This is a genomic window from Kitasatospora sp. NPDC017646, assembly GCF_044329365.1.
Classification (GTDB): Bacteria; Actinomycetota; Actinomycetes; order Streptomycetales; family Streptomycetaceae; genus Kitasatospora.
Genome location: NZ_JBIRJC010000005.1, coordinates 439,799 through 451,697 on the forward strand (window position 1 = coordinate 439,799; position 11,899 = coordinate 451,697).

General features: G+C 72.8%; 10 protein-coding genes. All 10 read left to right on the top strand.

The window, feature by feature from the left end; all coding sequences use genetic code 11:
* The first annotated feature begins 149 nt into the window (after window positions 1-149).
* Entirely contained in the window at window positions 150-3,200 is a 3,051-nt protein-coding gene (locus ACH4J0_RS12130; protein WP_396238927.1) for a condensation domain-containing protein, read from the top strand.
* A gap of 8 nt (window positions 3,201-3,208) precedes the next feature.
* On the top strand, window positions 3,209-4,144 hold the full coding sequence (locus ACH4J0_RS12135; protein WP_396238929.1) for a TIGR03621 family F420-dependent LLM class oxidoreductase: 936 nt from the start codon (window positions 3,209-3,211) through the stop codon (window positions 4,142-4,144).
* 450 nt (window positions 4,145-4,594) lie between these two features.
* Window positions 4,595-6,478, top strand: coding sequence for an amino acid transporter (locus tag ACH4J0_RS12140; protein ID WP_396238931.1), 1,884 nt, complete (start codon window positions 4,595-4,597; stop codon window positions 6,476-6,478).
* Between the two features lie 8 nt (window positions 6,479-6,486).
* Window positions 6,487-8,913 carry a DUF4118 domain-containing protein gene (locus ACH4J0_RS12145; RefSeq protein WP_396238933.1) on the top strand — a complete coding sequence of 809 codons (2,427 nt, stop codon included), beginning with the start codon at window positions 6,487-6,489 and terminating at the stop codon, window positions 8,911-8,913.
* A 154-nt stretch (window positions 8,914-9,067) separates the two neighbouring features.
* Window positions 9,068-9,499, top strand: coding sequence for a hypothetical protein (locus tag ACH4J0_RS12150; RefSeq protein WP_396238935.1), 432 nt, complete (start codon window positions 9,068-9,070; stop codon window positions 9,497-9,499).
* 440 nt (window positions 9,500-9,939) lie between these two features.
* Window positions 9,940-10,761 (top strand): SDR family NAD(P)-dependent oxidoreductase, encoded by an 822-nt coding sequence (locus ACH4J0_RS12155; protein WP_396238937.1) that lies wholly within the window; start codon window positions 9,940-9,942, stop codon window positions 10,759-10,761.
* A 36-nt stretch (window positions 10,762-10,797) separates the two neighbouring features.
* Window positions 10,798-10,872 (top strand): 50S ribosomal protein bL37, encoded by a 75-nt coding sequence (locus ACH4J0_RS12160; protein ID WP_380419867.1) that lies wholly within the window; start codon window positions 10,798-10,800, stop codon window positions 10,870-10,872.
* A gap of 214 nt (window positions 10,873-11,086) precedes the next feature.
* Complete coding sequence (locus ACH4J0_RS12165; protein ID WP_396238939.1) at window positions 11,087-11,287, top strand: hypothetical protein; 201 nt, start codon at window positions 11,087-11,089, stop codon at window positions 11,285-11,287.
* Window positions 11,288-11,539: 252 nt separating this feature from the next.
* The gene (gene kdpF / locus ACH4J0_RS12170) at window positions 11,540-11,629 is read left to right on the top strand and encodes a K(+)-transporting ATPase subunit F (protein WP_396238941.1); all 90 of its coding nucleotides are present in this window, start codon (window positions 11,540-11,542) and stop codon (window positions 11,627-11,629) included.
* 1 nt (window position 11,630) lies between these two features.
* Window positions 11,631-11,899 (top strand): potassium-transporting ATPase subunit KdpA (locus ACH4J0_RS12175; protein WP_396238943.1); only part of this gene is annotated, 269 nt, incomplete at its 3' end.

Consider the following 11,899-nt stretch of genomic DNA (forward strand, 5'->3'; position numbering starts at 1 on the left):
CCCGTGGACTCCTTCCCGGCCTTCGGCCGGGAAGCGCCTCCGTCGTCGGCGCCGCGCGGACCCGTCCCGCGGCAGCCATCGGCCGCTCGCACGGCGGCCCGCCTTCCACCCCTACTGGCAGACCCGCAACCAACATCCAGGAGGTCCCGATGGACCAGGCCGCGTCCACCACGCCACGTCCGGCGACCCAACTCCCCCTGTCGGTCACGCAGGAGGCGATGTGGGTGACCTGGCAGCTCGATCCCGCCAAGTGGGAGCACATCCTGCCGCTCGCCCTGGCGGTCGAGGGCGAGTTGGAGCTGCCCCGCCTGCGCGCGGCCGTGGCCCAGCTGCTGCGCCGCCACCCGGCCCTGCGGGCGCGGGTGCGGCGGAGCTCCGAGGGGATGTGCCTGGACTGGTCGGAGACCGCCGAGGACGCCGTCCCGGTCAGCGTGCGGACGGTGACCACGTCGCGGGCGGCGGCCCTGGCGGCGGCCCAGGTCCCGTTCGACCTGGACGCCGGCCCGCTGACCCGGGTCGAGGTGCTGACCGGGGCGGACTGGACCGTCCTGCTGGTCACGGTGCACCACATCACCCTGGACGGCACCTCGCTGCCCATCCTGCTGGACGACCTGCGCCGGGCCTACGCGGGCGAGGAGCTGGAACCGTCGGCCGACCTCGCACCGCTTCTCGAGCACGCCCGGTGCTCCCGGGAGGCGGCCGAGGGCGAACGCGGCGAACCGCTGCGGGCGTACTGGCGCGAGGCGCTGGCGGAGCTGCCGCCGGCCCGGCTGCTGCCCGAAGCGGCGGGTGGCACCGGCGAGGACGGTGCGCCGCCCGGTCCCTTCGCCGTCGATGCCGAGTTGACGCTGCGGGTGCGTGAACTGGCCCGGGAGCTGGGCGTGTCCTACTTCACCGTGATGCTCGGTGCCCTGTTCGTCACGCTGCACCACCACACCGGCAGCAGCGACCTGATCATCTCGGCTCCCTACCACGGCCGTTCGAACAAGGCACTGATAGACCGGGTCGGCTTCTTCGTCAACGTCCTGCCGTTCCGTCAGCGCATCCGCCCCTCGGACAGCTACGCGGACATGCTGCGGGAGCTGCGCTCGACCGTTCGCGCGGGTCTGCGCCACGGTGACCTGCCGCTGCCCAGCATCCTGCGCAGCGCCGACCTGCTGGGCCCCGCCGGGCGCGACCAGAGCCACCAGGTGGTCTTCGAGTACTGGAACTCGGCGGGCGACGTCGGACTCGACGTCTACGACTTCGAACTCGTCGGCGAGCGAGCCCGCTGCTCGGTGCGGCTGCTCGACCCGACCGACGTGGCCGACTACCGGCTCACGGTGATGCTGACCGAGGGCAGCAACGGCAGCCGGATGCTGTGGAAGGACGCGGTCGGCTCGGTCGGCCCCACCGTCACCGCCGAACTGGCGCGCGACTACCTTGCCGTGCTGGCCGACCTGGTCGCCGCGCCGCACCGCAGCCTGGCCGAGGCGGCTGCCCTGCTGCCCGCGGTCACGCACGCGGTCGCCACACCGGGCCTGTCCACCCGAGCAGCCGGGGAGCCGTCCGCCGCCGCCGCGACCGTCGCCGAGGTCCGCGCCATCTGGACCGAGGTCCTGCGGGTGCCCGACATCCTGCCCGAGGACTCCTTCTTCGAACTGGGCGGCCACTCCCTGATCGCCGCCACCCTGCTGGCCCGGATCAACGAGCGTCTGCGCGTGGAACTCACCGTCCGCGAACTCTTCAGCCACCCCCGGCTCGTCGAGCTCGCCGCGCTCGTCGACCGGCAGCGCGCCGTCCCGCCGGCGGCCGCTGCCGAGGTACCGGAGCACCAGGACGGCGCATGGGGCCGGGTCTTCCCGGCCGCCGGCTTCCAGGAGGGCATCTGGCTCGCCGAACGGCTGGACCCCAGCCACGCGAGGTACCACATCCCGCTCTTCTGGCGCGTGGAGGGGGCGTTGGACCCGGCGCGGCTGCGTGCCGCGCTCGTCCTGCTCGTCGCCCGGCACGAGATCCTGCGCACCCGGTTCGTCGACCACGACGGTCGACTCTTCCAGGAGGTCGGGCCCGCCTGGGAGCCCGAGCTGGCGCAGGTGTCGCCGGGCGTCGCGAGTGGCGCCGAAGAGCAGCAGTGGCTGCACACGTGGTCCGAGGCCGCCGCCGGCACCTTCGCCCCGGCCGCGGGACGGCTGTTGGCGGCAGCCCTGGTCACCCTGCCGTCCGGCGACCGGCTGCTCGCCCTGTGCATCCACCATCTGGTCGTGGACGGCGAGTCGGTCCCGCTGTTGCTGCGCGAGCTGGAGCTCTGCTACCAGCAGAGCGGCGATGCGGCCGCGCAGCTCCCGCCGCCTCGCCAGTACCGGGAGTTGGTCCACTCCCAGCAGGTCGGCACGGGCCGGGCACGGGCGACGGCGGACCTGGCGTACTGGTCCGCCCAGCTGGCCGGCGCCCCCAGCACGCTCGGACCGAGTACGGCCGTCGACCTCTCCGGCCGGACCCCCGGCAGCACCGTACTGCCACTCGCGACCGACCTGACGCAGCGACTGCGCGGGGTCCAGGAACAGTGGCAGGCCTCACAGTTCATGGTGACCGCGACGGCGCTGGCCGCCGCCCTGCACCGCTGGTCAGGTCGGCCCGACCTCACATTCGGCGTCCCGGTGGCCAACCGGGCGGGCGGTGCCTTCGACGAAGTGCTCGGCCCGTGCCTGAACACCGTCGTGCTGCGCTCGCGGTGCGCGCCCGACACCACGCTCACCGAACTGCTGCGGGCCACTCGGGAGCGCGTGATCGAGGCGTTCGAGCACCAGGGCGCACCTTTCGACGAGGTGGTCCGCCGGCTGCGGCCGGCGCGCACCGCCGGCCGTACCCCCTATGTCGACTGCATGCTCAACAGCGTCGGCACCGCCCGCTGGTCGGCCACGCTCGGTGCGGCCCGGCTGGCCGCGCTCGACCACGACCTGCAGAACGAGGAGACCAACAAGTTCGGCCTCACCGTGACCTTCAACCAGCGTGAGGACGGCCTGCTGGGCACCCTCGCCCACCGGAGCGGATTCCTCCGGGCCGATGAGGCGGTGAAGCTGGCCGCAGAGCTGGCCGACCTGCTGAACCGCTTCGAGGAGCTGGGCGACGAGCCGGTCCTCTCCGCGCCGCTGATCCCGGCCCCGGCCCCGGGCCCCGGTGCGAACCCGACGCCGATCCCGACGAGCGAAACGAGCTGACTTCCCCCATGCGAAACTTCCGCTTCGGCGTCAACCTGGTCCCCACCGCCGGGCCCCGGCAGTGGTCGCAGAGTTGCCGCACCGCCGAGAGCCTCGGATACGACGTGATCGCGGTCCCCGACCACCTGGGTGTGCAGTCCCCGTTCCTCGCCATGGTGGCCGCAGCCGCGGCGACCGAACGGGTGCGGCTGACCACCTACGTCCTCAACAGTGCCTTCTGGAACCCGGTCCTGCTGGCCCGCGACCTCCTGAGCGCCCACGAGTTGACCGAGGGCCGGGTGGAGGCCGGGCTCGGCACAGGCTACGTGCGGGCCGAGTTCGAGAAGGCCGGCCTGGACTGGGGCACCGCCGGCAGCCGGGTCGGGCGGCTGGCCGAGACCGCGGCCGCCCTGCGCGAGCTACTGGCCGACCCGCGCGCCCTCGGTTTTTCCCGGCCGAGCCAACCGATTCAGCCAGGCCAGCCGGGTCGGCCGACCCAGTCGCCGCCGCTGCTGATCGGCGGCAACGGCGACCGGGTGCTTCGCTTGGCCGCCCGCCACGCGGACATCGTCTCCTTCGCCGGCGCGGTGCTCGCCGCCGGTTCGGCGCGCGGGACCCTGCAACTGATCGACGCCGAGGCGCTGGACGAGCGGGTGGCGTTCTTCGCCGACGAGGCCGGCCCGCGCGCCGCCGAGCTGGAACGCAACATCCTGGTCCAGACGGTCGCCGTGACCGAGGACCGCCGAGCTGCCGCGCAGACCATGCGTCGCCGCATCCCGTACCTCACGGCCGACCAGATCCTGGAGGTCCCCACCCTGCTGATCGGCACCCCCGCCCAGATCGCGGAGTGCGTACTGGCCCGCCGGGAGCGCTACGGCATCTCCTACGTCTGCGTGCAGGAACGCGACATGGCGGCCTTCGCCCCGGTCATCGAGCTGCTCCGGCAGCTCGACGCGAAGAAGTGACGGAGCCGCGGTCGCGCAGCGGAGCCAGGGCCGTGATGCGGACGGGGACCTCGCCGGCGCCGCCGTGGGGGATTCGCGTGTGCCCGGTGCCGCCGTCAGGGTGCTGGTAGAAGTCGTGCCGGTCCCACGGTTCCCGGGCCTCGGGGCAGCCTTCGAGGGGTGCGGCCCACTGTGGACGGCTCTGGCCGGACCCATGCTGACTCGACGCCGACTCCGGTGATGACCCGTCAGGTTGTCGGCGCGCCGGATGGCCGCTGGACCAATGGGGCGACACCGGGCGGGCGGTTGCCGGGAGCGCAGTGGCAGGTCGCATAGCCTTTCGCCCTGCCGCCGCCTCGGTGGCGCCGGCAGCAGGGACGTGGACAGGGGCGCAGGGTGAGTTCGTCGGGTGCGGCCGCGTCGACGCGGCGTTCCAGGTTCCGGGCATGGCTTCTGGAGGGCCTGTCCGACATGGCGAAGCAGTACCCCGGGCCGCACGCGGAGGCGCCGGTCGAGCACAAGGGGCAGGCCTGGTGGCGGGTGATGTGCCTGACCGGTCTGGACTACTTCTCCACGCTCGGCTACCAGCCGGGCATCGCGGCGCTCGCGGCCGGGCTGCTGTCGCCGGTGGCGACCGTCGTGCTGGTGGTCGTGACCCTGTTCGGCGCGTTGCCGGTGTACCGGCGGGTGGCCGAGGAGAGCCCGCACGGCGAGGGCTCGATCGCGATGCTGGAGCGGCTGCTGTCGTTCTGGCAGGGGAAGCTGTTCGTCCTGGCGCTGTTGGGCTTCGCGGCCACCGATTTCATGATCACCATTACCCTGTCGGCGGCGGACGCGACCGCGCACCTGGTGGAGAACCCGAGCCTGCACAGTGCGCTGGCCGGCAGGCAGATGCTGATCACCCTGCTGCTGGTCGCGTTGCTCGGCGGTGTCTTCCTCAAGGGATTCAGTGAGGCGATCGGCCTGGCGGTACTCCTGGTCGGGGTCTACCTGGCGCTCAACGTCGTCGTGGTGGTGAACGGGCTCTGGCACGTGCTGGAGAACCCGGACGTGGTGACGGACTGGACGGATGCGCTGACCGCCGAGCACGGAAACGCGGTCGCGATGATCGGCGTGGCGCTCGTCGTCTTCCCGAAACTGGCGCTGGGCCTGTCCGGCTTCGAGACCGGTGTCGCCGTGATGCCGCACATCGAGGGCGACACCGGGGACACCGAGGAGAAGCCCACCGGCCGGATCCGGGGCGCCCGCAAGCTGCTCACCACAGCCGCACTGCTCATGAGCGCGTTCCTGGTCACGACGAGCTTCATCACCACCGTGCTGATTCCCAAGGCCGCGTTCCAGGCGGGCGGCCCGGCGAACGGCCGGGCCCTGGCCTACCTCGCGCACGAGAACCTGGGCAGCGGCTTCGGCAGTGTCTATGACCTGTCGACCATCGCGATCCTCTGGTTCGCCGGTGCCTCGGCGATGGCGGGCATGCTCAACCTGCTGCCCCGGTACCTGCCGCGGTACGGCATGGCGCCGCACTGGGCGCGGGCGGTACGGCCGATGGTGATCGTGCTGACGCTGATCGGCTTCCTGGTGACGTGGATCTTCGACGCGAACGTGGACGCCCAGAGCGGGGCGTACGCGACCGGCGTGCTGGTGCTGATCTCCTCGGCCGCCATCGCCGTCACCATCGCTGCCCACAGGGCCGGGCAGCGCCACTGGACCGTCGGTTTCGCCGTGATCGCGGCAGTGTTCCTGTACACGACGGGCACGAACATCGCCGAACGTCCGGACGGCGTGAAGATCGGCGCCTGCTTCATCGGCGGGATCGTCCTCGTCTCCTTCCTGTCCCGACTCAAGCGGGCCTTCGAGCTACGGGTCACCCACGTGGTGCTGGACGAGCCCGCCGAGCGGTTCGTCCGCGACTACACCCACCGGCCGATGCGCTTGATCGCCAACGAGCCGAACAGCCGCGCGCTGGCGGAGTACCAGGAGAAGAAGCGGGAGATCCGGGCGCACCACGACATCCCGGCCGACATCGACCTGGTCTTCGTCGAGGTGACGGTCCGCGACCCGTCCGAGTTCGAGTCGGTGCTGGACGTGCACGGCGAGGTGCTGCACGACCGCTATCGGGTGCTGTCGCTGGAGAGCTCCAGCGTCTCGAACGCGCTGGCGGCCCTGCTGCTGACGATCCGGGACCGCACCGGGCAGATCCCGCACATCTACTTCGAGTGGACCGAGGGCGGTCCGGTCGGCCACTTCCTGCGCTTCTTCCTGTTCGGCCAGGGCGAGGTCGCCCCGGTCACCCGGGAGGTGCTTCGTGAGGCGGAGCCGGACCGCTCCCGGCGCCCGCGCGTCCACGTCGGGTAGGGCGGAGCATGGACCTGGAAGCGGAGAGAGGCGGCGGGACGGCGGTGGCCGGGAAGCTGCGGGTGTTCCTGGGGGCGGCGCCGGGGGTGGGGAAGACGTACGCCATGCTCCGGGAGGGGCGGCGGCTGCGCGCCGAGGGGCTGGACGTGGTGGTCGGCCTGGTCGAGACGTACGGGCGGCACGGGACGGAGAAGCAGCTGAGGGACCTGCCGGTGCTGCCCCGGCGGCCCGTGTCGTACCGGGGGGTGGAACTGACCGAGCTCGATCTGGACGCACTGCTGGCGCGCCGCCCGGCCCTCGCCCTGGTGGACGAGCTCGCGCACACCAATGTGCCCGGAGGCCGGAACGAGAAGCGCTGGCAGGACGTGCGGGAGCTGCTGGACGCCGGGATCGACGTGGCGACGACGCTCAACATCCAGCACCTGGGGAGCCTCAACGATGTCGTCGAGCAGATCACCGGCGTCGCCCAGCGCGAGACCATCCCCGACGAGGTCGTCCGAGCCGCCGACCGGATCGAACTGGTCGACCTGAGCCCGGACGCGCTGCGTACGCGGATGGCGCAGGGGGAGATCTACCCGACCGACCGGATCGACGTGGCGCTGGAGCACTACTTCCGGGCCGGCAACCTGGGCGCCCTGCGGGAGCTGGCGCTGCTGTGGCTCGCGGACCGGGTGGAGGAGGAGCTGGCCGACTACCGGGCCCGGCACGGCATCCGCGCGCCCTGGGAGACCAAGGAACGGATCATGGTCGCCCTCAACGGTGCCCCGCAGGGCGAGCACCTGATCCGCCGGGGAGCACGCACCGCGACCCGGGTGCACGGGGATCTCATCGGCGTGCACGTCCGCCTGGACGACGGCACGGTCGATCGCGAGCCGCCGGGCCTGGCGCCGCAGCGGGAGCTGCTCCGGGAGCTGCGCGGCACCTACGTGGAGGTGAGCGGCGGTGATGTGGCCCGGTCGCTGGTGGACTTCGCCCGGTCGGAGAGCGCCACGCAGCTCCTGCTCGGGCCCACCGGTCGGAGCAGGCTGCGCGAGCTGGTCTCCGGGTCGGTGATCAATCGGGTGATCCGGCTGGCCGGCCCGATCGACGTGCGCGTGCTGCCGCCACCGGAGCCGGGGTTGTTGACGGTGCCGCCCGCGCCCCGCAGGCGCCGCCCGGCGCTGGTCCCGGTCCGGCGGCGTCGCCTGGCGTGGCTGCTCGGGCCGGCCGGGGCGGTCGCTCTGGCCTGGGTGCTTTCGCCGCTGCGCGACCCGCTCGGCCTGTCCGGCGTGCTGCTGTGCCTGTTGCTGGTGGTGGCGGGGACGGCCCGGCTGGGCGGGCTGCTGCCGGCCGCGGGCAGCACGGCGGCCGGGGCGCTGGCGGCGGACTACTTCTTCACCACGCCCTGGCACAGCCTGACGGTGGAGCAGGGCGCTGACATCGCGGCGCTGCTGGTCTTCCTCGCGGTGTCCGGGGTGATCTCCCACCTGATCGACGGTCTGACGCGTCGCTCGCAGCAGGCGGACCGGGCGCGGGCAGAGGCGGCCGTCCTCACCAGGCTGGCGGGGGAGACGGTGGAATCGGGGGCACGGGTGTCGTCCGACCTGGTGGCCGAGCTGCGGCAGGTCTTCGGGCTGGACGCGGCTGCCGTACTCGTTCGTACGGGCGCGCTCTGGCAACCGGCGGTTTCGGCCGGGGCCGAGGTGCCGCTGCTGCCCGACGAGGCGTCGTTCTCCGTCGACCTGGGGGACGAGGCGGTCCTCGTCCTGCGGGGGACACCGCTCACCGAGGAGGACACCCGGTTGCTCGGGCCGTACGTCACCCAGCTGAAGCTGGCCCGGGAGCGGGAACGGCTGGTCGCGCAGGCATCGGCAGCCGAGGTGCTCGCGCACGCCGACGCGCTGCACACCGCGCTTCTGGAGGCCGTCGGGCAGGACCTGCGCGCGCCGCTGGCGGCGGTGCGCCAGGAAGCGGAACGGATGCCGGACCCGGGCGGGCAGCGGATCGGTGACGAGGTCGACCGGATGGAGCGGCTGATCGCCAACCTGCTGGACCTGAGCCGGCTGCGGGCCGGCGTGATGCCGGTGGTGCTCCGGCCGACGGCGGTGACCGAGGTGGTGCGGGCCGCTGCCGAGGGGTTGCCTGGCGTGCGGGTCGACCTGGGGTCGGAGCTGCCGCGGGTGCTCGCCGATCCCGGGCTCCTGGAGCGAGCGTTCGCCGACCTCCTGGCCCCGAGGGGGGCGGGAGCAGGGCCGCTGGTGGTCGACGCCGGCCTGGTGGCCGGGCGGGTGGACGTCCGGGTCGCCGTCCACGGCGACGAGGCCGTCGGTCGGGAGGGGGCGGGGCCGGCGGTGGCGCGGGGCTTCGTGGAGGCGATGAACGGCGAGCTGGCCGTCGAGGAGGCACCGGGCGGCGGCACCGCCTACGTGATCAGCCTGGTCCGCGCGGTGGCCTGATCCGACGGCGCGGCTCGGTCGGCGATCCGGGGCGTCAAGATCGCGTTGTGAATCCGGGTGCCGGCGTAAGGATCTCGTCAACGCGGGGCGAGGGGCCGTGGGCCCGTGGGTTTGCTGGCCTCGAACGAACTCGCGGCGAAGCTGGGACAGGACGATGCGCATGTACTCCGCCCGCCCCGGCGGCCGTCGCTACCACCCCGTGCTCGACCGCCTGCCGGTCTCGGTGTCGGGCACCGTGGCCCTGGTCGCCGGGGGCGCGCTCGCGCTCGGCCTCGGCTGGCTGGGCGAGCTCCACGCCGGCTGGTTCCCGTACATCGCGTACATCGGGCTGGCCGCGCTGGCCGGAGCCTTCTCCCGGCCGGTGGCCGCGCCGCTGGTCGGCCTGGCCGCCTGGCTGTGCTGCAACGCCTTCGTCGAGCACCGCCATGCCGAACTCGGCTGGTCCGGCGTGGGGACCGAGAGCGAGCACTTCGTCCTCTTCGCCGGCGCTGCCCTGGTGCTCTCCCTGCCCGCCGCGTTGCCGCGTCGGACGTTCCGCGTCGAGCGCCTTCCGGTCGGCAAGGGGGCCGGGCGTCACGTCGGTTGACGCCCGCCGCCTCGGTGTCGTTCCGAAGACGGCTTGACCAGTGGCCCGGCCGCGCGTCAGGGCTTCGTCAGGGAGGGTGAACGAGCTTGCCCCCGGCACCGGCGGAGGCTTTGATGGGGGACATGCACCGCTCGACACGCCACCACGACCGCCCGCCGCATAGCCGGCCGCGGATCGTCGCTGTCGCGGTCGCCACCGCCGTCCGGTAGGACCGAGCCGCTACTCCGCTCGCCGCCGGCCGCGAGCACGGGCCGGGTGCCGTTCGTCCAGCCCGTGCCGATCACCGCCGTCCTCCCCTGTCCCGACCGGCTCCGGCGGTCAGGGGAGGACGAGCCTTCCCCCGCAACACTCCCTTCTCGCACCGGAGGCCCCGGTGGCGAGCGGCTTCGCGCCGCTTCGCCCCCGCACCCCGCCGATGCCTTCCACCCCTTGGATGGGTCATGTCCGACGCTGTTCTGTCCGTCCGCACCGCCCTCGTCACCGGCGCCTCGTCGGGGATCGGGTGGGAGACCGCCCGGCTGCTCGCCGGGCACGGCGCCACCGTGCTCGTGCACGCCCGCACCACCGGGGAGGCGGAGGGCGCCGTCGAGCGTCTGGTCGCCGCGGGTGCCCGGCGGGACCAACTCGTCGAACTGGCGGCGGACTTCACCAAGCTGTCGGAGGTCGCGGTGCTGGCCGGCACGGTCGTCAAGCACTACCCGGCGCTCGACCTGCTGGTCAACAACGCCGCCGCGGTGGCGCCCGAGCGCTGCACCCTCACCGACGACGGCAACGAGGTCTCGCTGCAGGTCAACTTCCTGGCCGCGCACCTGCTGGCCAAGCTGCTGCGGGCCCCGCTGTCGGCGGCCGGCGACGCCCGGATCGTCAACGTGTCCTCGTCCCTGCACCGCACCGCCTCGATGAACTGGTCGGACCCGCACCGGGTGAAGAAGTACTCGCGCGTCGCCGCTTACGCGCAGTCGCAGCTCGCACTCACCATGGCGACCGCCGACATGGCGCCGGCCGGCTCCGGCATCACCGCCGTCAGCGTCAACCCGGGCCTGTGCGACACCGCGCTGCTGCCGCTGTACGGGCGGGTCGGTGCGCCGGCGGCGGAGGGTGCGGCAGCCGTGGTGGGGCTCTGCCTGCCGGAGACGGTCGTCGCCAACGGCGCCTACTTCGACGGTGGCGTCATCGCACCGACCGCGGCCGCCGCCCAGGAGGAGCGCTCGCTGAAGCGCCTGGCCAAGCTCGCCGACCAGCTGGTCGGCCGGGCCGTCTGAACCGTCCCGAACCCAGATACCGAGAGAAAGAGCACGATGTCCAAGCGCGCCCGTAAGAAGAAGGCCCGGCGGAAGAAGAAGGCGAACCACGGTCGCAAGCCCGGGCAGTAACCCGGCAGACCCACCCGGTGCCGCGTGCCACCGGCACCGGGTGCACCCCGGCGGCCCCTGAGGCCCGCCGTCCGGCTGTGCGGACGGGCGGTGCCTCGGGGGCCGAGTCGTTGCGCCGGGTCGTCAAGGGCGCGTCGAGGTCGGTGCCGGCGCCCCGCCGATCGCCGCGTTCGTCAACCGGCTCGGCGAGGAGCACGCCCAGGACCGGCTCACCGTGCTGATCCCCGAGGTCGAGCCCGCCCACCGGTGGCAGGGCGCGCTGCAGAACCGCCGCGGCGCCGTGATCGACCGCGCCCTGCGCCGGCATACCGACGCGGTGGTCTGCCGGCTGCGGATGCGGATGTGGGCAGGTGAGGGGATGTGCCGATGGGCCTCATCGAAACGTTCAGGACAATCCGCGGTCTCGGATGAATGACGGCGGCATAAGGGCCGCGTCAATGTTTCCGGATCACCCGTATGGACGGCATCAGGGACGCACTGCGCGCCCCCGGGGACTGGTTGGCTGCTCCCGCCGGTCTTCCGCCGGTGCCGTGAGGCCCTCAGGGCCCGTTCACGGGTACGTCCCCTCAGCCACTCAGGTGGAGCCCATGTCGGATGTCATCTACGTCGGTGTCACGGTCGCCGTGTTCGCCGTCATCGCCCTGATCGCGCGGGGGGTGGAGAAGCTGTGAGCGCCGAGAACATCGCAGGTCTCATCGTCGCCGTCGCCCTCGTCGGCTACCTCATCGTCGCGCTGGTCTACCCGGAGAAGTTCTGACATGAGCTCCACTCTCGCGGGCTGGCTGCAGGCCGTCGCCCTCGTCGGCGCGCTGGCCCTGTGCTACCGGCCCCTGGGCGACTACGTCGCCCGGATCCTCACCACCTCCAAGCACCTCAGAGTCGAGCGTGGCATCTACAAGGTGATCGGCGTGGACGGTGACGCCGACCAGCGTTGGCCGGTGTACCTGCGTTCGGTGCTGGCCTTCTCGGCCGTCTCGGTCCTGTTCCTGTACGGCCTGATCCGGCTCCAGGGCCATCTGCTGCTGAG

Coding starts and splice junctions, on each gene's coding strand:
- ACH4J0_RS12130 (WP_396238927.1), top strand. CDS start 150: ATGGACCAGGCCGCGTCCACCACGCCACGTCCGGCGACCCAACTCCCC.
- ACH4J0_RS12135 (WP_396238929.1), top strand. CDS start 3,209: ATGCGAAACTTCCGCTTCGGCGTCAACCTGGTCCCCACCGCCGGGCCC.
- ACH4J0_RS12140 (WP_396238931.1), top strand. CDS start 4,595: ATGGCGAAGCAGTACCCCGGGCCGCACGCGGAGGCGCCGGTCGAGCAC.
- ACH4J0_RS12145 (WP_396238933.1), top strand. CDS start 6,487: ATGGACCTGGAAGCGGAGAGAGGCGGCGGGACGGCGGTGGCCGGGAAG.
- ACH4J0_RS12150 (WP_396238935.1), top strand. CDS start 9,068: ATGCGCATGTACTCCGCCCGCCCCGGCGGCCGTCGCTACCACCCCGTG.
- ACH4J0_RS12155 (WP_396238937.1), top strand. CDS start 9,940: ATGTCCGACGCTGTTCTGTCCGTCCGCACCGCCCTCGTCACCGGCGCC.